This is a genomic window from Methylobacterium aquaticum, assembly GCF_016804325.1.
GTDB lineage: Bacteria > Pseudomonadota > Alphaproteobacteria > Rhizobiales > Beijerinckiaceae > Methylobacterium > Methylobacterium aquaticum_C.
This window is the reverse complement of record NZ_CP043627.1, coordinates 1,743,561-1,764,066: the sequence shown is the minus strand read 5'-3', so window position 1 is coordinate 1,764,066 and position 20,506 is coordinate 1,743,561. Positions and strand designations below refer to the sequence as shown.

Here is a 20,506-nt window from a genome sequence, read left to right as displayed (position 1 = left end):
GACGCATCATGCGCCACGAGCGCGCCGCTGTCTTCCGGCTCGGCTCCTGCGGATCGGCTCGGCTCTTGCAAGCGCTGCAGGGACTGACAGACTCCGCCCGGGAGGCTCCCTTGCCCAAGCATCACGAGATCCCCGCCACGCCCGACACGATGGTGCTGGGCTATTTCGACGCCGCCCTGCCGCCGGTGCTGACGGTGGAATCCGGCGACACCGTCACGCTGCATTCCCACCCGGCCGGCGGCCGGAGCTCGCTCCATCCCGACCCCGCCCGCCACCCGGCCGATTACCTCGACGCCCTCGACGCGCTCTCGCCGGGCTTAGGCCCGCACTTCGTGACCGGGCCGGTCCATGTCCGCGGCGCGATGCCGGGCGACGTGCTCCAGATCGACATCCTCGACCTGACATTCCGGATGGATTGGGGTTTCGTCGCGATCCTGCCGCTGCTCGGCACGCTTCCCGACGAGTTCGAGGATTACGAGACGATCCACCCGGACATCGACGCCGCGCGCGGCGTCGCGATCCTGCCCTGGGGCACGGAGCTGCCGCTCGATCCGTTCTTCGGCATCCTCGCGACGTCTCCGCCGCCGGCCTGGGGCAAGGTGACCTCGCCGGTGCCGCGCCGCTTCGGCGGCAACATGGACAACAAGGAATTGAAGACCGGCACCACCCTCTACCTGCCGGTCTTCACCGAGGGAGCGGGGTTCTATGCCGGCGACGGCCACGGCGTGCAGGGCGACGGCGAGGTCTGCATCACCGCGCTCGAGACCGGGCTCACCGGCACGTTCCGGCTGACGGTCCGCAAGGACCTGTCCTTCGACTGGCCCTTCGCCGAGACGCCGACCGACCTCCTTTCGATCGGCCTGCACGAGAGCCTGGACGAGGCGATGCGCCAGGCGGTCCGCGAGATGATCCGCCACGTCTGCGCCCGCACGCGCCTCACCCGCAACCAAGCCTACATGCTGTGCTCGCTGGCGGGCAACCTGCGCATCACCCAGACGGTGGACGGCAACAAGGGGGTGCACATGCTGCTGCCGAAAAGCGCGTTGCCGCTCTCATGATGCGTGATCTTGAGTGGAGGGTGCTTTCAGCGATTTCTTAAGTCGTTTTCCACATACGGAGATGCGCCCCGACTTCATTGCCGGGGTGGTCTCGTCCATCATCTCCTTGACGAAAGGCGCATTCGTGGCCATAATAGACAGGCCTGGTTGAGGTTGTCTCTACGATGAAAGGAGGCGGCAATGCGGATGCTCGATAGAATCGGAGTTTAGCTTGAGGGAGGCGGAGTGAATACTCTGACAATCGCAATAAACTCGTCTGTCTTGACAAGTTCAGATAAATCTTCGTCGCCTCGCATTTGATCGACCTCAAATGCGGGGTCTTTCGCGTGAATAAGGCACGCGCGTGCATCTGCTAGCGCTAATTTCCGATCCGAGGCGTTGCGGGTGTCTAGAAAGCGGAGTTCATGGTAGCAAGCTCTGTTGAAATAGGCGGCTATAAAGTTATGATCTTTTACTAATTCGTTATCTTCGCATTTCTTGAGCATCATGTCGAGCGTGACGATCGCGGTATCGAGAGATAATTTAAATCTTTGCAATCTTGCGATGTTAATCCAGAGCGCACTTGAAGCAGCGCCTTTTCTTGCCAAATCTTCGGCGCGTTTGAGTTGAATCCCCCAATGCTGAGGGTCGGTGTCTTTTGCGCACGCCTTGATTAATTCATTGTTCAGAGTGATCGTATCTCGAAGCTCATTATACTGTCTCTCGGCCTCGATCCTGGCGCTCGTGGCTTGCGTGATCGCCTCCTGAGCGCTTATGGCAGCGGATTGCGCCTGGTCCCGGATTTCTTCGACTTGGCTTCCGACCTGTGTCACCTTCGTATCCACCTCGGACAATTGTTTTTCTAGATTTCCGACCATGCGGGGAAGGAGGCTTCGTGCACCGAATCCGGCGATGACGCTGACCGAGGTCAGCCGGAGATACTCGTTGAGCGTGTTGAAATTGTTCAATCCGCCGATCGCTGCGATGAAGAACAGGAATGCAATCGAACCGCCCGCGCCGATCAGGCAGCTCTGAAGTCTCGAAGGATATGCGAACCAAGCCTTGTCTGGATTGTCAGATCTCAAGGCTTCGGATTTCTCATTGTTGATCAAGTGACCAACCAGGCCGCCGAAGCATCCGCAGAAGAAGCTCGTCAGAATGATCTTGACGAGTGCCGGATTGAAAAATGCGTCCATCGCGCCCTGCATGAGAGACCCACCGCCGAGGGGCGCTGAACTTGCATGTCTTGATCTGTTGATCAATGATTTTTTAAGGAGTGGCCGTCATCATGATATAACAGAAATATAAAGCGAAAAATAGTATATCTTTATATCATCATATACAATATTATGTTCCTCTATCACTATGACGAAATATGGGTTCGCAGTTTGATATTGATCGAAATGTAATGAAGTAAGAATTTTGCCGCTCTTTAATCGAGAAGGCGCGTGCGATGCGTCTCTCCAGCGATTCAAGCGTGCGACGCAAAAATGTCACGCATGGCCTCGGAAGCGCGGCCTGCGACTTGCCCGCGTCTTCCCTGAGTTGCCTCAACCCCAACGGAATCCGATGGACCTGCGCTTCGACGACCTGCCCTCCCGCGACCGCTACCGCCTGCTCACCGCCCTGGTGACCCCGCGGCCGATCGCGCTGGTGACCACGCGCTCGGGCGCCGGCACCGACAACGCCGCGCCGATCAGCTTCTTCCAGGTGCTGGCCGAGGAGCCGCCGATCGTCGCCTTGAGCTTCAACCTGCGCTCCGACGGGACTCTGAAGGACACCGCCCGCGCCATCGCCGATACCGGCGAGTTCGTGGTCAACCTCGTCGACGAGGGGCTGGTCACTGCGATGAACATCTGCGCCGCCGAGTTCCCGCCCGGCGAGAGCGAGATTCCGGCGGCGGGGCTGACGCTCCTCCCCTGCACCGGCGTGGCGCCGGGGCGGATCGCCGAGGCGCCGGCGAGCCTCGGCTGCCGCACCCACACGGTGCTCGACCTCTCGCCGGAGCGCCGGATCGTGCTCGGGCAGGTCGTGTCGCTGCACGCGCGGGACGACCTCTTCACCCCGGACGGTCGCCACCTGCGCGAGGGCGCCTTCCTGCCGGTGGGCCGGCTCTACGGCGACCTCTATGCCCGCACCGGGGACCGCTTCGCGGTGCCCCGGGTCACGGTCGAGGAGGCCAAGGCCAACGGCAAGGGAGGGGAGGGGCGTTAGCCCCTGACCGCGTCCGGCACCCCGAACACCGCGAGCGTCGTCTCCCCGGCCGAGAGCCGCTTCTCCCAGCCGATCTCGGCCTGCGCCCGCTCCTCGGCCTTGGCGATCAGCTCTTCGGCGGCCTCGCGCGGGATCACCACGACGCCGTCGTCGTCGCCGAGGATCAGGTCGCGGGGGTGGATCGTCGCGCCGCCGATCGTCGCCGGGGCGTCGACGGTGCCGCCGTCCTTCGAGGCCGGGCCGCGGGCGGTGACGTGGCGGGTGAACACCGCGAAATCGTCCCAGCCGCCGAGGATGCCGGTGTCGCGCACCGCGCTGTCGGCGACGAGGCCGACGATGCCCTTGCGCCGCGCCGCCGTCGAGAGCAGGTCGCCGATCATCGCGACGTCGCTGCGCCCGCCGCCATCGATCACCACCACGTCGCCGGCCTGCGCCACCGCGATCGCGTGATGCACGGCGCCGTAATCCTTCGGGTCGCAAACGGCGGTGACGGCGCTGCCCAGAAGCGTCGGGCCCCCGGCGATGCGCCGCAGCGGCCGGATCGCCGGATCGACCTGGGTGCGGCCCTCCAGGAGATCGACCAAAACCGCCACCGGCACGGCGGCAAAGCGCGCGATCAGGTCGGCGGACAGGCGGGGCGGGGTCTCGGCGATGATGCGGGTCGGCATGGCGTCTCCTCCTCGGGCCGTCTTGATGTTCGGCCGTCTTGGGTTCGGCCGTCTTGGGTCTGGCCGTCTTGGCTTTGCGGCCGGTGGCCGATCTCTATAGGGTGCCGGGCAACGCGCCGACAGGCGCGAACGACAAATGACGGTGGGAGGATCCGGCATGGCGGAGGGCGGGAGCGCCCCGGGCTCGCGGCGGCTCGAGGGCAAGGTGGCGCTGCTGTTCGGCGCCGGCTCGGCGGGACCGGGCTGGGGCAACGGCAAGGCTGCGGCGGTGACCTTCGCGCGCCACGGCGCCCGGGTGGTCTGCGTCGATGTCCGGCGCGAGGCGGCGGACGAGACCGTCGAGATCATCCGCCGAGAGGACGGCGCCGCCACGGCGGCCTCCTGCGACGCCACCGATTCGGGCGCGGTGGCCGCCCTCGTCGCCGAGGTGATGGCCGCGCAAGGCCGCATCGACGTGCTGCACAACAATGTCGGCTACGCGCAGATGGGCGGTCCGGTCGAGCTGAGCGAGGCGGACTGGCACCGCGCCCTCGACCTCAACCTCACCACCTGCTTCCTCACCTGCAAGCACGTGCTGCCGCACATGCTGGCGCAGCGCGCGGGCAGCATCATCAACATCTCGTCGGCGGCGGCGATCCGCTATACCGGCTATCCTTACGCCGCCTACTACGCCGCCAAGGCCGCGGTGAATAACTTCACCTTGGGCCTGGCGCTGCAATACGCCCGTGACGGCATCCGGGCGAACGCGATCATGCCCGGGCTGATGAACACGCCGCTGATCCACCAGCAGATTTCCGGCCAGTACCAGGACCCGGACGAGATGGTGCGGGCCCGCGACGCCGCCTGCCCGATGGGCCGGATGGGCACCGCCTGGGACGTCGCCAACGCCGCCCTGTTCCTGGCCTCCGACGAGGCCGCCTACATCACCGGCGTGGCGCTCCCCGTCGATGGCGGCCTGACCGGGAGGATCGCGTGAGCCTCCAGGACACGTCCGACCTGCTCTGGCGCCACTGGCGCGAAGGGCGCCTGCTCGCCGCCCTGCCGCCGGACCTCGCGCCCGCCGACCGCGACGAGGCTTACCGGATCCAGGCGCTGCTGGAGCCGCGCAGCGCCTCAGCCCTCTACGGCTGGAAGATCGCCGCGACGAGCGTCGCCGGCCAGCGCCATATCGGCGCCGACGGGCCGCTCGCCGGGCGGCTGCTCGCCGAGCAGGTCCTGTCGGCGGAGGATGTCGTGCCGCTCGCCGGCAACCAGATGCGGGTGGCCGAGCCCGAGGTGGCGTTCCGGATGGGCGCCGACCTGCCGCCGCGCCCCGAGCCCTACACGGTCGAGGAGGTAATGGCGGCGGTGGCCGACGCGCATCCGGCGATCGAGTTCCCGGATTCGCGGCTCGAGGCCTTCGAGAGGGCAGGGGAGGCGGCGCTCATCGCCGACAATGCCTGCGCCCACCTCTTCGTCCTCGGCCCCCCGGCGCCGGAGGGCTGGCGTGCCCTCGATCTCGCCGCGATGCCGACCCGGATCACGGCCGAGGGGCGCGAGCCGCACCAGGGCCGCGGCGGCAACGCCCTCGACGACCCGCGGCTCGCGCTCACCTGGCTCGCCAACGCCCTGTCGGGGCAGGGGATCACCCTGCGCAAGGGCGAGGTCGTCACCACCGGCACCACCACGGTGCCGCTGCCAGTCGAGCCGGGGGATGTGGTGCGGGCGGAGTTGGGAGGCCTCGGCGCGCTGACGGTGCGGGTCGCGTAGCCGTCGGCACTCATGGGGGATTGCAACCCTCGATCGCTTAAGCGGAGGGACGATCTCGCGCTAAGCAGGTGCAGCCGTCCTTCCAATGCCGGGGGCGCCCGCGCGAAAGTCCTCCCCATGCTGCTGCGCCTCGCCCTCTGCGCTGTCCTCGTGTTCGGCGCCGGTCCGGCGGGGAGTGCCGCGCGGGCGGTGGAACCGGTGCAGGAACCCCGATCAGGGGAGCCCAGCGTGCCGTGGTTTCCGGCCCCGCTCCAGCGGCGCGACGCGATGCTGCCCGACGATCCGGCGCGGCCGGTCGAACTCGACGTCGTGCTGACCACTCCGCTGGGCCCGGGCCCGTTTCCCGTCGTCGTCTGGAATCACGGTTCCGCCGAGGTCGCGTCCCGTCCCCGCATGCGGGGCGAGACCGACACCGTGGCGACCTACTACTTCCTCTCACGCGGCTATGCCGTGGCGGCGCCATTGATGCGCGGCTACGGTCGCTCGGGAGGCAAGACCTTGGGGACGCCCTGCACGCTCGGCGCGCTCGCCGAGCACGGAGCCGACAACGCCGCCGACATCCTGGCGATCCTCGACGGCCTCGCCCGCGATCCCGCCCTCGATACGCGTCGCGCCATCGTGGCGGGCGCGAGCTTCGGCGGCTTCAACGCCCTCGCTACCGGTGCCTGGGGCGATCCGCGCATTCGGGCAGTGGTCGATTTCCACGGCGGCCTGAGATCGACGGGATGCCACAACTGGGAACGGCTGCTGATCGACACCATGCGCCGCTTCGGCGCCCGGAGCCGCGTGCCCGCACTCTGGATCTACGGCGACAACGACCGGTTCTTCCCGGCAGCGACGTGGCGGGCGATGCGGGCCGCCTACGCGGCCCGCCGGTGCCCGACCGACATCATCCCTATGGCCGCTTCCGGGACGATTCGCACCGGCTCCTCGCGTTTTCCGAGAGCCTGCCGCTCTTCGCGCCCCGCCTCGACGCGTTCCTGGCCGGCCGCGGCCTGCCGACGGCCGTGACCCATCCGGAGTACTTGCCGCTCACCCCACCCCCACCCAGCGGGTACGCGGCTATCGGCGATGTCGAGTCCGTCCCGCATCTGAGCCCGTCGAACCGCGACCTCTACCGGACCTTCCTCAGCCGGCCCTATCCCCGCGCCTTCATGATCGCACCCGGGCGGCGCGTGGAGGAGAGCTCCGGCGGGTTCGATCCCCTGGCGCGGGCCCTGCAGTGATGCCGCGCGGCGAGCGAGGCGTGCAAGGTCTGCGCCGTGAATGGCGATGTGGTCTGGACGCGCCCCGCACCGATCCCGGCCGCAAGCGGCTTCGCGGCGATCGACGACGTCGGTGCGGTTCCCCATCTCGATGAGGCCGGTAGCGCGGGCTATCGCCAGTTCCTGGCAAGCCGCCGCCCCCGCGCCTTCGTGGTCGCCCCGAACGGCACTTGGGCCTTCTCCAATGTCGGCGAGGACCCTTTGCCGGGGTTGCTGGCCGGCTGCCGTGCCAAGCAGCCGGATTGCCGCCCCTATGCCGTCGACGGCGACGTCGTCTGGACGGGGCCGAAGACCGGCGCGCCGTCGCAATGAGAAAGGGGGATGCGGGCGAGCCCGCATCCCCCTGTTGCTTTACATCCGTCGCAGGACAGGCGTCAGGCCGCCTTCACCCCCTCGAGGAACACCGCCACCTCGCGCTCCAATTCGCCAGCATAGCGCCCGAGCCGATCCGCCGCCCCGAGCACCTCGGCAGCCGCCGCCCCCGTGCTGCCGGCCTCGCGCTGCACCGCCACGATGCCGGTCGTCACGGCCTGCGTGCCCTGCGCGGCATGCTGGACGTTGCGGGCGATCTCCTGGGTCGCCGAACCCTGCTGGTCGACCGCGCCGGCGACACCCTCGGCGATCTCCGACATCCGCTCGATCACCCCCGAGATGTCCCGGATCGCCTGCACGACGCCGCCGGTGGTCTCCTGGATGTGGCCGATCTGCTGGGCGATCTCGGCGGTGGCGCGGCTGGTCTGGCTCGCCAGGTCCTTGACCTCCGCCGCGACGACCGCGAAGCCCCGGCCCGCCTCGCCGGCCCGGGCCGCCTCGATGGTTGCGTTGAGGGCGAGCAGGTTGGTCTGCCCGGCGATCGACGAGATCAGGTTGACGATGTCGCCGATCTGGTCGGCGGATTGCACCAGGCGCTGCACCGTCTCGTCGGTGCGCCGCGCCTGGTCGACCGCGTCGCGGGCGATGTCCGAGGACTGGGCCACCTGGGCGGCGATGCCGCCGATCGAGACCGACAGCTCCTCGCTCGCCGCCGCCACCATCTGGACGTTGGCGAGCGTCTGCTCGGCGGCGCCCGCCACCTCGGCCGAGCGGCCGTTGGTGGTCTCGGCGGCCTGGGTCATGGTGCGGGCGGTCGCCTCCATGCCGGCGGCGGCCTCGGCCAACGTCCCGGTCATCGCCACCACGTTGGCCTCGAAGCTGCGGGTCACGGCGTCGAGGCGCGCGGCGCGCTCGGCCTTGGCGGCGGCTTCCGCCCCGGCGGCCCGATCGGCCTCGGCCTTGGCGATGAGCGCCTCGCGGAACACCCGCACGGTGCCCGCCATGGCGCCGATCTCGTCGCGGCGGCCTTGCGCCGGGACCTCGGTGGCGAGGTCGCCGCCGGCGAGCCGCCGCATGGCGCCCGAGAGCCGGTCGATCGGCCGGGTGATGCCGCGCCCGATCAGCAGGGCGAGCGCCGCCCCGATGGCGCAGGCGAGCGCCACGCCGCCGGCGAGCAGCCACTGCGCCCGGTCGCGCTCGGCGCCGAGCTGGGCGAGCTCGCTCGCGCCGATGCCCTGCGCCGCCGAGACCAGCTCGGCCGAGCGCCGGTCGAGATCGGCGAAGATCGTCGCCTGAGCCTCGTTGGCCTTCACGATGTCCGGAATGCTGTCCTTGAACTCGCGCACCTTGGCGTTCAGGCCGCGCAGCACGCCTTGCGTGGCGGCGTCGATGTCGCCGTAGAGGATCGTCTCGCCCTGCTCGATCAGCGCGGCGGCGGTGGCGTCGAGGGTCGGGGCGGCGTCGGCATCGCGCGTCAGGATCAGGCGCTGCTCCAGCCTCTCGGCCTCCTTGGCGCTCGCGATCGCCTTGCCGCTGGCGACGAGCAGGCCGGTGGCCGCGGCGACCTTGTCCTGCTGCTGGCGCAAGGTCACCTGGGCGGCGGTCTGGGCGTTGTTCTGCGCCTGCTCGACCTGGCGCAGGCCGACGATCAGGCTGCCGAAGACCGGCGCGAGCTCGTCCCGGAGCGCCGCCTTGCCGCCGGCCGCGACCGGCTCGTCGATCTTGGCGCCGTAGGCATTGAGGGCCGTGAGCGCCGGCTCGACGGTCTCGACCGAGGTCATCGCGCCCAGGCGGCGCAGCAGCACGGCGACGGAATTGACCTTCGACTGCCACTCAAGCTTGCCGTCCTCGTCGTCACCCGCGAGATAGCCGGCCTGCAGCACCTGCATCTCGAGGGCCGAGCGGATCGCGAAGGCGACGACGACGGCGGTGTTGGTGGCGGTCTTCTGGTCGGCCAGCGCCTTGTCGAGGGCCTTGCCGGCCTCGGCGAGCTGGCGCTCCTGCGCCGCGCCGATGCCGGTCACGGTGGTCTGCAAATCGGTGATCAGGGCGGCGTGGCGGCTCTGGAGCGCCCGCGCCGCCGCCTTCTGGCCACTGAGGGCCTTCACGGCGGTCTCGAACCCGTCGAGGGCGCCCGCGATGCCGGAAGCCGCGGCCGCCGCCTGCGGGTCGTCGGCGAGGCGGCCCGAGAAGGCGCCGGCACTGGCCCGCACCCGGCCGATCGCCGCCGTCAGCGCCTCGTCCCGGCGCGCATCGTCGCTCTTCAGGGCGCGGTCGGTGGCGAGTGCCAGTTCCCCGATCTCGCCCGCCAGCATCTGCGCCGCGTTGGCCGTGTCGACCCGCCGGGCGAAACCCGTCAGGCTGTGCCATCCGATCGCCGCTACCGCGACCGTCAGCAGGAGGATCAGCCCGAACCCCCCGAATACGCGCGCCCTGATGGACATTCTTCCGTATCTCCTCACCGCCGGGAGCATAGCGGTGAGGTCTGAAGCAATTCCTACTCTACGGCCGCGTCTTGCGGTCGAGCTGTCAGGCCTGTGCTTTGTCAGCGCCAGCGGATCGTCAGGGGATCAGCCGGTCGGCGCGCAGTCGCGCGAACAGGTCGAGGAAGGCATCCTCGGTTGGCTGGTAGTCGAGGAAGCCGAGGCGGCGGCTCTTGCTCATGTCGGTGACGACCTCCATCGGCCGGCCGAGATCCGCATCCGTGTGCCAGGGCGAGGCGAGGCGGTCGAGCTCCGGCTCGGCGAGGTCGTACTTCTTCGCGATCCCGGCCCAGAGCGGCGCATCGCCGGCCATCTGCTGTTCGAGCGGCCGGATCGTGCCGTCGAAGGGCGCCGGCTCGAGCCCGAACCAGGCGGCGATCCGCTCCCACATCCAGCTCCAGCGGAAGACGTCGCCGTTCACCACGTTGAAGTCCTGGTTTGCCGCCTGGGGCACGGTCGAGGCCCAGAGCAGGTGGCGGGCCAGCAACCGCGCGTCGGTCATGTCCGTGAGCCCGTTCCACTGCATCGGCGAACCGGGGAAGCGGAACGGCCGGCCGGTCTCGCGGCAGAGCGTGGCATAGACGGCGAGCGTCGTGCCCATGTTCATCGCGTTGCCGACCGCCTTGCCGATGATCGTGTGCGGGCGATGCACGCTCCACGAGAAGCCGTCGCGCCTGGCCGCCGCGAAGACCTCGTCTTCCTGGGCGTAATAAAAGTTCTCGACCGGCAGCCGGCCCTGCTCCTCGCGGAACGGGGTCTGGGGCACCGCGCCCTTCCCGTAGGCCTCGAACGGCCCGAGATAGTGCTTGAGCCCCGTCACCAGCGCGACGTGGCGCACGCTCCCGGCCGGCCGCAGCGCGTCGAGGAGGTTGCGCACCATCGCGCCGTTGACCCGGATCATCTCGGCCTCGGTCGGCCGGCGCATCCAGGTCGAGAGCACCACCCGGGTCGGGCGGTGCGGCGCCAAGGCCGCCTTCAGCCCATCCGGATCCTGCAGGTCGGCGGCGACCGGCAAGACCCCCTCTTGTGCCGTCGGGTTGCGGGCGAGTCCCAGCACCGTCCAGCCGGCCTTCCCCATCACCGTTGCGGCAGCGCTGCCAACGATTCCGCTGGCGCCGACGATCAGCACGGTCTCCGTCATGTCCGGTCCCTTTGTTCGCACTTGGTCGGCGGGACAACGCGTGCGGGCGTGTCGGGTCCCATGCGAGGTTGTCCGATGCGAGGTTGTCCGATGCGGTGGCTTCCCGTCCCGATCTGGCCGTCTGCGAGTTCTTGTTCGAGACATTGCAAACGACTAGATAAATCGACGGTTATCCGACCGATCGGGAGGTGGTCATGGTTGGGGTGGCGACGAAAGTGCTGTCGACGGTGAACGCGCCCTATGGGGCCGACCTCTCGGCGCATCAGCTCGCCGCCAAGATCTCGGATCCGGCCAGCGTCAATGCCGATGATGCCTCGGTTTTTGCGTTCTTCTCCGAGGTAAGCGAAGAGCTTCAAAAGCAGTTTATCGCTTTCATGGGTATCGACGAGGGGCGGGTACGAAGCGTCGCCGCTCAGTTCGCGGTCAAGGCTGGATATCCGTTGCCTCTGTCGGCTTGAGAGTATGCCTCGCGTGCGGCCGAGCCAATGGTCACGACTGTTCGATCTGTCGCTGAGCATCATCGACCAGGCCAGAGACATTGCCTACGACTTCGATTGGACGTTCGGCGGTGGAACGGCCCTGATGTTGCAGATCGATCATCGCGAAAGTCACGATATCGATCTCTTCCTGGATGATCCGCAGCTGCTGCCTTTCCTCAACCCGGCTGCACAAGATCTGGTGCTGGAACGATGGCCGGATGAGTATGAGAGTGACGGCGCGCGGGTGTTGAAGTTGATCTTCGACGGTTTGGGTGAGATCGATTTCATATGTTGTGGTTCGATCACCGATGCCTCCGCGAAAGCATCCGAGGTCCGTGGTCGGAGCGTCCGCGTCGAAACTCCGGCTGAGATCGTTGCCAAGAAGGTCTATTACCGAGGCTCGCGGCTTCAACCGCGAGACATGTTCGACATTGCGGCTGTCGCACGAGAATGCGGCCAGAGCTACGTCGTCGATGCGTTGAAGGCGTGCGGGGCGGATCGATGCACCGAGGCGCTGGCCGTTGCCGAGGCCATGGACCCGGCATTCGCATCCAACCTCATGGGGCAACTCATGCTTCGGCCGCATAACAGGCATCTGCCGGTCGAGGCGCAATCGACGACTCAAACAATGCTTCGTGTCGCCCTCGGCCTGTGAGTTCGGCGCGCCGGCCGAGATCGCCGGCCGCGCCGCGAACCGGCCATGCCGCTGAAATATGGCTTCCTCGCCTAGGCCATGCTCCCGACGGAGCCGGAAGCGAGACTCCGCGTTCCTGATCGCGGCAGCGGGGCCTTCGACGGCGCCCCGGCGTGCCGGCGGAGGCGCCCGTGGGTCAGCTCGCGACGGTGGACGAGGATCCGTCGAAGACGGAGGCGCGGGAGCCGGAGCGGCGGCTGAAGCCGGCCCTGCTGCTCGGTGCCCTCGGGGTCGTCTACGGCGATATCGGCACGAGCCCGCTCTATGCCTTCAAGGAGGCGGTCAAGGCCGCCGGCCACGGCCAGGCCGAGCCCGCCGCGGTGATCGGCGCGGTGTCGCTGATCCTGTGGGCGCTCATCGTCGTGGTGTCGTTCAAGTACGCGGTGCTGATCCTGCGGGCCGACAACCACGGCGAGGGCGGCATCGTGGCGATGCTGGCCCTGCTCGGCGCCCGCCAGGCCGAGCCGCGCAGCTGGGCCGGCCTCCTCCTGGTGGTCGGGCTGATCGGCGCCGCGCTCCTCTACGGCGACGGGGCGATCACGCCGGCGATCTCGGTGCTCAGCGCCGTCGAGGGCCTGAAGGTCGAGGCGCCGGGCCTTGCCCGCGCGGTGGTGCCGATCACCCTCGTCATCCTGGTCGGGCTCTTTCTGATCCAAAGCAAGGGTGCGGCATTCATCGGGCGGATCTTCGGGCCGGTGATGCTGGCATGGTTCGTGGTGATCGCCGTGCTGGGCCTAGGGGGCATCCTGCACGCGCCGCAGATCCTGGCGGCGCTCAACCCGCTGAAGGCGGTCGACTTCCTGACCCATGCCGGGTGGGGCGTCAGCTTCGCGATGCTGGGTGCCGCCTTCCTGGCGGTGACCGGCGGCGAGGCGATGTATGCCGATCTCGGCCATTTCGGCGCCCGGCCGATCCGGCTCGCCTGGTTCGGGCTGGTGCTGCCGGCCCTCGTCATCAATTATTTCGGGCAGGGCGCCGTGCTGCTCGCCGAGCCCGGCGCGATCGAGAACCCGTTCTATCATCTGAGCCCCGACTGGGCGCATTACCCGCTGATCGGGCTCGCCACGCTCGCCACCGTCATCGCCTCGCAGGCGATCATCTCGGGCGTGTTCTCGCTGACCCAGCAGGCGATGCAACTCGGCTTCCTGCCCTTCGTGCGCATCGTCCACACGGCGCGGGACGCGCAAGGCCAGATTTACGTGCCGGCGGTGAACTGGCTTCTGGCCATCGCCACTTTAAGCGCCGTGCTGATCTTCGAGACCTCGGATGCGCTGGCCGGCGCCTACGGCATCGCGGTCTCGCTCCTGATGGCGATCACGACGCTGCTCGCGGGCCTCATCGCCCGGCGCTGGGGCTACAGCCTGCTCCTCGTCCTCCTGGTCAACGGCGCTTTCCTGACGATCGACCTCGTGTTCCTGGGCGCCAACAGCGTAAAGGTGTTCGAGGGCGGCTGGTATCCCCTCGTGCTCACGGCGATCGTCGCCGTGACGATGCTGACCTGGCTCAAAGGCACGCGGCTCACCGAGGCCACCCGGGTCGGCGCCCGCCAGGACGAGGACGCCTTCCTGGCGCGTCTGCACGCCGATCCGCCGATCCGCCTGCCGGGGGCCGGCGCCTTCCTGTCCTCGGCCACCAGGGGCATCCCGCTCCACATGAGCCGGCTCCTCGAGCGCAGCCGTGCCCTGCCGTCCCGCTGCACCATCGTCACCGCGCTCTACGAGGAGAAGCCGGTGGTGCCGGCGACCGAGCGCGCCGAGGTGACCCGGATCGCCCCCGACCTCTACCGGGTGACGCTCCGCTACGGCTACATGGAGGAAGCCTCGATCCCGGACGGGCTCGCCTGCGCGGTGGCGCATCGCGGGCTGCCGGCCGATTTCGTCGAGGACGTCACGGTCTTCATCGGCCACGAGACGATCATCCCCAAGCGCAACCACCGCGGCATGGCGGCGTGGCGCGAGACGCTGTTCGCCTTCATGATGCGCAACGGCGAGCGCACCGGCGCCTTCTTCTGCGTGCCGACCCGGCAGGTGGTGGAGGTGGGGACGGAGATCGAGATTTGAGGATTTTTCGGGGACCGGCTCGTCTCTCGCGGCAGTTTTGCCATCCTCTCCGTCATTCCGGGGCCGCGAAGCGGAGCCCGGAATCCAGAACCGCGGATGGTTCAGAACAGAGCGGCCCTCGTTCCGCTTCATTCTCTACCATCTGAGCGTCTGGATTCCGGGCTCCGCTTCGCGGCCCCGGAATGACGAGGAGGGCACCAGGACTGTGGATCAGGTCAAACAAGTCCGAGGGTTTTAGCTCGATTCTTCGAACGGAGCGTGGTTCATCTATCTCGCGCCCACCGGCCGCGACCCCAGGCTCGCGGCCGGACGCAGCAGGTACCCATCCGGGTCCTGGACCAGGAACTGCCGCTGGCCCATCTCGACCTCGCCGGCCCGGTACCACTTGTCCTCGACCGCCATGAAGAGCGGCCACCCGGCCGCCTCCAGCCGGGCCAGGATCGGCTCCACGGCCGAGACGGCGATCTCGAAATTGATGCCGCGTCCCAGCGGCGCCTCCAGCGGGCCGGTCAGCCATTGCCGCGAGGCGGGGTGGCGCGTCTCCAGCATCACCTGCGCCCCGTCGAGGTCGAGATAGGCGAAGCCCTCCTCCGGCCGGTCGTAGGCGACCCGGAATCCGATCATGTCGACCCAGAAATACAGGCTTCGGGTCAGGTCGGTGATCAGGAGTTCCGGGGTCAGCCGCGCGAAGGTGAAGGCCATGTCCGTATCCCATCCCCGCCCGGCGATCCGCGCCGGTTGACCGCATGCTGCCGATCCGTGACGCTTGCCGCAACGGCGCCCGCCACGCGCGCCGACAGGAAACACGAAGGGCGGCTGCCCGGGGGAGGGGACATGAGCCTGTACCACACGCTCGCCGCGCGGGCGGCGGCCGGCCATCCGGTGCGGATCGGGGTGATCGGGGCCGGCAAGTTCGGCTCGATGTTCCTGTCGCAGGCGCCGCGCACGCCGGGCCTGCACGTCGTCGGCATCGCCGATCTCGATCCGCAGCGGGCCCGCGCGGCGCTCGCCCGGGTCGGCTGGCCGGCGGAGCAGTATGAGGCCAAGAGCGCCGCCGAGGCGATGCGCAACGGCACGACCTTCCTCACCGACGACGCGGACGGGCTGATCGGTGCGGACGGGATCGAGGTGATCGTCGAGGCGACGGGCCATCCGGGCGCCGGCATCCGCCATGCGCTGGCCTGCTGCCGTCACAAGCGTCACATCGTGATGGTCAATGTCGAGGCCGACGCGCTGGCCGGGCCCCTGATCGCCCGCCGGGCGGCGGAGGCCGGCATCGTCTATTCCTTCGCCTATGGCGACCAGCCGGCGCTGATCGCCGAACTCGTCGACTGGGCCCGCACCGCGGGGTTCCGCGTGGTCTGTGCCGGCAAGGGCACCAAGTACCTGCCGGTCTACCACGCCTCGACCCCCGACACGGTCTGGGGCCATTACGGCTTCACCGAGGAACAGGTCGCCGGCGGCGACTTCAACCGGCAGATGTTCAACTCCTTCCTCGACGGCACCAAGTCGGCGCTGGAGATGGCCGCCGTCGCCAATGCCTGCGACCTGACGCCCCCGCCCGCCGGCCTCGCCTTCCCGGCTTGCGGCGTCGACGACCTGCCGACCCTGCTGCGTCCGCAATCGGCCGGCGGCATCCTGCCGGTGGACGGCACGGTCGAGGTGGTGTCGTCCCTCGAGCGCGACGGCCGCCCGGTGTTTCGCGACCTGCGCTGGGGCGTCTACGTCACCTTCGAGGCACCGTCCGACTACGTCCGCAAGTGCTTCGCGGAGTACGGTCTGAAGACCGATCCGAGCGGCACCTACAGCGCGATGTACAAGCCCTATCACCTGATCGGGTTGGAGCTCGGCCTGTCCGTCGCCAGCATCGCGGTGCGGGGCGAACCCACCGGGACCACGCGGGGCTTCTCCGGCGACGTGGTGGCGACCGCCAAGCGCGATCTGAAGGCCGGCGAGCGCCTGGACGGGGAGGGCGGCTACACGGTCTACGGCCGCCTGATGCCGGCGCGGGACTCGCTCAAGGCCGGCGGCCTGCCGATCGGGCTGGCTCACGGCCTCACCCTCACCCGGCCCGTCGCCGCCGGCAAGCCGGTGAGCTGGGACGACGTGGCGTTCGCGGCCGACGATCCGGCGATCCGGTTCCGGCGCGAGATGGAAGACGTGTTTCGCGGGGAGGCGGGCGGGGCCTGATCCCGGAGCATTCTCTGAGAGCCTGTTTGAGCAGGACTTCGACCCAAGACTTGAGGCGGGCGGGATCATCCTACCCTCTAACCTCATCCTGAGGTGCGAACGAAGCGAGCCTCGAAGGAGGGCTCCAGGGATCGCCGAGGCTTCTGGAGCCCTCCTTCGAGGTCAGCCGATTTTCAATCGGCTGACACCTCAGGATGAGGTCGCGGGCGGGAAGGGTCGGCGACTCTCCGAGCAGTGTCTGTCGCGTACCGTGTGCGATGCGATCGTGACGCTCTCTCGCGTCATTCCTCCCCGGAATGGTTCCGTTCCCGAACGGTCTTGGACACGGGCCCGTCCCGCCTCCAGGGTCGGCGAAACGACGACAGGCCGGAGGACGGCCGGGGCTTAGGTCCTGGCCCGACGCGCACCGGGGGCGCCCCGCCCCCGCGTGAGGCCTGCGGAGCGCCCGGAGGAGCGACCATGACCGCCATCACTTATCTCGGCGAGGCCCGAGCCGAAGCACCCGTCGCTGCCGCGGACGAGGCGGCGCGCCGGCGCGGCGTCGTCGCCGCGGTGATCGGCAACACCCTCGAATTCTACGACTTCACCACCTACGCCTTCTTCGCCGTCACGATCGGCCGGACCTTCTTCCCGGCCGGAGACCCGTGGGTCAGCCTGCTCGCCTCGGTCGCCACCTTCGGCATCGGCTTCGTCACGCGGCCGATCGGCGGCGTGGTCATCGGCGCCTATGCCGACCGGGCCGGGCGCAAGCCGGCGATGATGCTGACCATCGCCCTGATGGCCGTCGGCATGCTGATGCTGGCGCTCACCCCCGGCTACGCCACGATCGGCATGGCCGCGCCGATCCTGGTGGTGATCGGGCGCCTGATCCAGGGCTTCGCGCTCGGCGGCGAGGTCGGTCCGTCCACCGCCTACCTCATCGAGAGCGCGCCGCCGGGCAAGCGCGGCCTCTATGCCAGCTGGCAGATCGCCAGCCAGGGCCTCGCGACGCTCTGCGCCGGCACGATCGGCGTGGTCCTGGCGCTGGGGCTGTCGCCCGACCAGATGCAGGCCTGGGGCTGGCGCATCCCGTTCCTGCTCGGCCTGCTCATCATCCCGGTCGGGATCTATATCCGCCGCGTGATGCCCGAGACCGCCGGCGAGAGCACCGGCCACGCCGAGGCCTCCACCGGCGCCGTGCTCGCCCGGCTGCTGCGGGACCACGGCCGCACCCTGGCGCTGGTCGTGCCGATCCTGCTCTGCGGCACGGTCTCGACCTATGTCGGCAACTACATGACCACCTACGCGATCACGACCCTGAAGCTGCCGGCGGGCCTCTCGATCGCCGCGACGGCGGTGGTCGGCGCCTGCATCCTGGTGTTCTCGGTGCTGGCCGGCCGGCTCGCCGACCGGTACGGCCGGCGCCTGGTGATGATCGTGCCGCGGGTGCTGCTGCTGCTGTCCGCCTATCCGGCCTTCCTGCTGATGACGCAGGCACCCGGCCCGGCGACGCTGCTCGGCATGTCGGCGCTCCTGGCGACCTTCAGCGCCATGAGCGCCGCCGCGAGCCTGGTGGTGATCCCGGAACTGCTGCCGCGCAGCGTGCGCAGCGCCGGCCTCTCGGTGGCCTACGCCTTCGTCGTCACGGTGTTCGGCGGCACGACGCAGCTGGTGGTGACCTGGCTCATCGGCGTCACCGGTGATCCCCTCGCGCCGGCCTGGTACGTCATCGCGACGAGCGTGGTGGGCGTCGCCGCGATGCTCGCCACGCCGGAGACGAAGGCGATGGCGCTCGCCGCGTAAGCAGACTCGCGTTAGCAAGCCACACGGTACACGGCAGCAGTCTGAAGCTCGCCGCCCATCGGGCTCTCCCACTCTCGACCTCATCCTGAGGTGTCAGTCGATCGAAGATCGGCTGACCTCGAAGGAGGGATCCGGAAGTCTCTGCGATTACTGGAGCCCTCCTTCGAGGCTCCCGTTGGTCGCACCTCAGGATGAGGTTGCGAGTGGGAACGGTCCTGCACGTGAGCCGTTCTGTCGTGTGCCGTGGGTGGGGTATCGCAAATCTGATAGTCTTAGTGTTTCAACGCAGATTTTTCGCAAAACCGACTTTCGATTTTGCGAAACGTGCTTAAGGCGGTCGCCTTAAATCTCGAACTCTCGGTCCACCGGCACCTGCATCCCGGTGACCAGCGCGTTGGTGGTGTTCGCCATGCCGATCACCGCCAGCAACTCCCCGTACTGCGCCTCGGTCATGCCCTTGGCCCGCGCCGCGGCGGTGTGGGAGTGGATGCAGTAGCTGCAGCCGTTGGCGGTCGAGACCGCGATGTAGATGAGTTCCTTGGTCAGCGGGTCGAGGGCGCCGTCGGCGGCCATCACCTGCTTCAGGTCGGCCCAGGTCCGTTCCAGCAAAGCCGGCTGGTTGGCGAGCGCGCGCCAGAAATTGTTGATGAAGTCCGAGCGGCGGACCGCCCGGATGTCGTCGAACACCGCCTTGACGCGGGGATCGGCATCCGCCTCCGCGTCGTTCCACACTCTCACGGTCGCCATGCCGGTTCTCCCGAGGAAACCGGCATGGTCGGCCAGGGCGTGCCCTCCGTCGAGGGGGTCAGCGCCGGGAAGCGGCGTCGAACCCGTCCGGCACCCGGCCCGACGGGGTGGCGAGGGCGTAGGGCCCGCGGGCGAGGAAGCGGCCGGAGCCCGGCTCGGCCAGAACCTGGCCGTCCCGCACCGCGACCTCGCCGCGCCGGATCGTCGTCACCGGCAGGCCCTTGAGCCGCATCCCCTCCCACGGCGTGTAGTCGATGGCGTGGTGCAGGTCCGCGTTCGTCAGGACCCGCTCGGCCTCGGGGTTCCACAGCACCAGGTCGGCGTCTGCCCCGGGCGCCAGGGTGCCTTTCCGCCCGGCGAGGCCGAACAGCCGGGCGGCGTTGGTCGAGGTGAGGCGCACGAAGGTCGGCAGGTCGATGCGCCCGGCCGAGACGCCCTCGGAGAACAGCACCGGCAGCCGGGTCTCGATGCCCGGCACGCCGTTCGGGATCGCGTTGAAGGCCGGCATCCCGTCGGGCCGCGCCTTGGCCCCGCCCTGGCCGTAGCCGCTGCTGCCCGGGTCGCGCTTGGCGGTGGAAAAGGAGAAGCCGCAATGGTCGGAGGAGACCACGTCGAGCGTGCCTTCGCGGATGCGGGCCCAGATCCGCTCGGATTCGCCGGGCGCCCGGAGGGCGGGCGAGCACACCACCTTGGCGCCCTCGAAATTCGGCTTCGCCAGATCGTCGGTCGAAAGGGTCAGGTATTGCGGGCAGGTCTCGCCCCAGACCTTGATGCCCCGCGCCCGCGCCCGGGCGATCTCTTCCGCCGCCTCGTCGCAGGAGACGTGGAAGACCTGGATCGGCTGGTCGACGAGTTCGGCGAGCGCGATGGCCCGGTGCGTCGCCTCGCGCTCGACCACCGGCGGGCGGGCCCAGGCGTGCTGGAGCGGATCGGTGAGGCCGGCCTCGAGCAGCGCGCGGATGCGCCAGCCGATGGCGTCGTAATTCTCGCAATGCACGGTCACGAAGGCGCCGAGGCGCCGGGCGGTCGCCAGCACCTCGAGGAACTGCCCGTCGGTGAGCCGTAAGGGATCGTAGGTCAGGAAGACCTTGAGGCTGCGGATGCCGCGGGCGACCAGCGCCGGCACCTCCCGCTCCAGCACGTCGGGCGTCGGGTCGGTGATGATCTGGTGGAAGCTGTAATCGGCCCGCGAGGCCCGGGCGCTGGCCTCATAGCCCTCCGCGGTCGCGGCGATCGGGTGCCCTTTCCATTGCGGCACGAAGCAGATGAACGAGGTGGTGCCGCCGGCGAGCGCCGCGGCCGAGCCGCTCGAAAAGCTCTCCTCCTGCACGCCGCCGCCCTCGGACGGCTCCTCGATGTGGCAATGCGGATCGAGGCCGCCGGGCGTGACGATCATCCCCTTGGCGTCGATCTCCTCGCGCCCGCGCCGCAAGCCTCGGCCCACGGCAGCGATCACCCCGTCGCGGATGCCGAGATCGGCCTCGAACACCTCTGCCGGGCCGGCGAGCGTGCCGCCGCGCACTACCAGGTCGTAGTCGAAATCGTGGCTCGTCATGGCAGGCCCTCCCCCGGTGCCAGCGCATTTTCCGACGAAGTGGACACCGGTTCGTCGCAGAAAATGCGGCAAAATCAAAGACCTAGAGCACCTCACGATCGCAGCGCGACCGTGAGGTGCTCTGGCGGTG

At 68.8% G+C, this 20,506-nt stretch carries 19 protein-coding genes; 12 read left to right on the top strand and 7 right to left on the bottom strand.

The window, feature by feature from the left end; genetic code table 11:
* Positions 1-110: 110 nt before the first annotated feature.
* Positions 111-1,058 carry an acetamidase/formamidase family protein gene (locus F1D61_RS07845; protein ID WP_203157374.1) on the top strand — a complete coding sequence of 316 codons (948 nt, stop codon included), beginning with the start codon at positions 111-113 and terminating at the stop codon, positions 1,056-1,058.
* A 206-nt stretch (positions 1,059-1,264) separates the two neighbouring features.
* Here F1D61_RS07845 and F1D61_RS07840 read toward each other — a convergent pair whose 3' ends face one another.
* Positions 1,265-2,245 carry a hypothetical protein gene (locus tag F1D61_RS07840; protein ID WP_203157373.1) on the bottom strand — a complete coding sequence of 327 codons (981 nt, stop codon included), beginning with the start codon at positions 2,243-2,245 and terminating at the stop codon, positions 1,265-1,267.
* Between the two features lie 361 nt (positions 2,246-2,606).
* On the opposite strand from F1D61_RS07840, the gene F1D61_RS07835 reads away from it, so the two are divergent.
* Positions 2,607-3,251 carry a flavin reductase family protein gene (locus tag F1D61_RS07835; RefSeq protein ID WP_203157372.1) on the top strand — a complete coding sequence of 215 codons (645 nt, stop codon included), beginning with the start codon at positions 2,607-2,609 and terminating at the stop codon, positions 3,249-3,251.
* Here the strand turns inward: F1D61_RS07835 and F1D61_RS07830 are convergent.
* Positions 3,248-3,919 (bottom strand): RraA family protein, encoded by a 672-nt coding sequence (locus F1D61_RS07830; RefSeq protein WP_203157371.1) that lies wholly within the window; start codon positions 3,917-3,919, stop codon positions 3,248-3,250. The two genes, F1D61_RS07835 and F1D61_RS07830, sit on opposite strands and share 4 nt — an antisense overlap.
* A 157-nt stretch (positions 3,920-4,076) precedes the next feature.
* Here F1D61_RS07830 and F1D61_RS07825 point away from each other — a divergent pair, with 157 nt between their 5' ends.
* The 5 genes from F1D61_RS07825 (at position 4,077) to F1D61_RS07805 (ending at position 7,245) form a co-directional block, all read left to right on the top strand.
* Positions 4,077-4,895, top strand: a complete 819-nt coding sequence (locus tag F1D61_RS07825; protein ID WP_203157370.1) for an SDR family NAD(P)-dependent oxidoreductase — start codon at positions 4,077-4,079, stop codon at positions 4,893-4,895.
* Positions 4,892-5,668: a 2-keto-4-pentenoate hydratase gene (locus tag F1D61_RS07820; protein ID WP_203157369.1), complete on the top strand. Its 777-nt coding sequence runs from the start codon at positions 4,892-4,894 to the stop codon at positions 5,666-5,668. The genes F1D61_RS07825 and F1D61_RS07820 overlap by 4 nt, the downstream gene beginning before the upstream one ends.
* Before the next feature lie 117 nt (positions 5,669-5,785).
* Positions 5,786-6,679, top strand: a complete 894-nt coding sequence (locus F1D61_RS07815; protein WP_203157368.1) for an alpha/beta hydrolase family protein — start codon at positions 5,786-5,788, stop codon at positions 6,677-6,679.
* Complete coding sequence (locus F1D61_RS07810; RefSeq protein WP_203157367.1) at positions 6,676-6,894, top strand: hypothetical protein; 219 nt, start codon at positions 6,676-6,678, stop codon at positions 6,892-6,894. The genes F1D61_RS07815 and F1D61_RS07810 overlap by 4 nt, the downstream gene beginning before the upstream one ends.
* A gap of 36 nt (positions 6,895-6,930) precedes the next feature.
* Positions 6,931-7,245 carry a hypothetical protein gene (locus tag F1D61_RS07805; RefSeq protein ID WP_203157366.1) on the top strand — a complete coding sequence of 105 codons (315 nt, stop codon included), beginning with the start codon at positions 6,931-6,933 and terminating at the stop codon, positions 7,243-7,245.
* Between the two features lie 62 nt (positions 7,246-7,307).
* On the opposite strand, the gene F1D61_RS07800 is transcribed toward F1D61_RS07805, so the two are convergent.
* Positions 7,308-9,689 carry a methyl-accepting chemotaxis protein gene (locus F1D61_RS07800; protein WP_203157365.1) on the bottom strand — a complete coding sequence of 794 codons (2,382 nt, stop codon included), beginning with the start codon at positions 9,687-9,689 and terminating at the stop codon, positions 7,308-7,310.
* 118 nt (positions 9,690-9,807) lie between these two features.
* Positions 9,808-10,869, bottom strand: a complete 1,062-nt coding sequence (locus F1D61_RS07795; protein WP_203157364.1) for an SDR family oxidoreductase — start codon at positions 10,867-10,869, stop codon at positions 9,808-9,810.
* A gap of 194 nt (positions 10,870-11,063) precedes the next feature.
* Here F1D61_RS07795 and F1D61_RS07790 point away from each other — a divergent pair, with 194 nt between their 5' ends.
* From F1D61_RS07790 to F1D61_RS07780, 3 genes are all read left to right on the top strand, one after another.
* Positions 11,064-11,327 (top strand): hypothetical protein, encoded by a 264-nt coding sequence (locus tag F1D61_RS07790; RefSeq protein ID WP_203157363.1) that lies wholly within the window; start codon positions 11,064-11,066, stop codon positions 11,325-11,327.
* 13 nt (positions 11,328-11,340) lie between these two features.
* Positions 11,341-12,003, top strand: coding sequence for a nucleotidyl transferase AbiEii/AbiGii toxin family protein (locus F1D61_RS07785; protein WP_246775771.1), 663 nt, complete (start codon positions 11,341-11,343; stop codon positions 12,001-12,003).
* 188 nt (positions 12,004-12,191) lie between these two features.
* Positions 12,192-14,102: a potassium transporter Kup gene (locus tag F1D61_RS07780; RefSeq protein WP_246775942.1), complete on the top strand. Its 1,911-nt coding sequence runs from the start codon at positions 12,192-12,194 to the stop codon at positions 14,100-14,102.
* Positions 14,103-14,369: 267 nt separating this feature from the next.
* Here F1D61_RS07780 and F1D61_RS07775 read toward each other — a convergent pair whose 3' ends face one another.
* On the bottom strand, positions 14,370-14,804 hold the full coding sequence (locus F1D61_RS07775; protein WP_203157359.1) for a bleomycin resistance protein: 435 nt from the start codon (positions 14,802-14,804) through the stop codon (positions 14,370-14,372).
* 132 nt (positions 14,805-14,936) lie between these two features.
* Here F1D61_RS07775 and F1D61_RS07770 point away from each other — a divergent pair, with 132 nt between their 5' ends.
* Both F1D61_RS07770 and F1D61_RS07765 read left to right on the top strand, forming a co-directional pair.
* Positions 14,937-16,292: an NAD(P)H-dependent oxidoreductase gene (locus F1D61_RS07770; RefSeq protein WP_203157357.1), complete on the top strand. Its 1,356-nt coding sequence runs from the start codon at positions 14,937-14,939 to the stop codon at positions 16,290-16,292.
* A 459-nt stretch (positions 16,293-16,751) separates the two neighbouring features.
* The gene (locus F1D61_RS07765) at positions 16,752-18,074 is read left to right on the top strand and encodes an MFS transporter (protein WP_203157355.1); all 1,323 of its coding nucleotides are present in this window, start codon (positions 16,752-16,754) and stop codon (positions 18,072-18,074) included.
* A gap of 342 nt (positions 18,075-18,416) precedes the next feature.
* Here F1D61_RS07765 and F1D61_RS07760 read toward each other — a convergent pair whose 3' ends face one another.
* Together F1D61_RS07760 and hydA are read right to left on the bottom strand one after the other, a co-directional pair.
* Positions 18,417-18,821 carry a carboxymuconolactone decarboxylase family protein gene (locus F1D61_RS07760; RefSeq protein ID WP_203157353.1) on the bottom strand — a complete coding sequence of 135 codons (405 nt, stop codon included), beginning with the start codon at positions 18,819-18,821 and terminating at the stop codon, positions 18,417-18,419.
* A 58-nt stretch (positions 18,822-18,879) separates the two neighbouring features.
* On the bottom strand, positions 18,880-20,376 hold the full coding sequence (gene hydA, locus F1D61_RS07755; protein ID WP_203157351.1) for a dihydropyrimidinase: 1,497 nt from the start codon (positions 20,374-20,376) through the stop codon (positions 18,880-18,882).
* Positions 20,377-20,506: the final 130 nt, after the last annotated feature.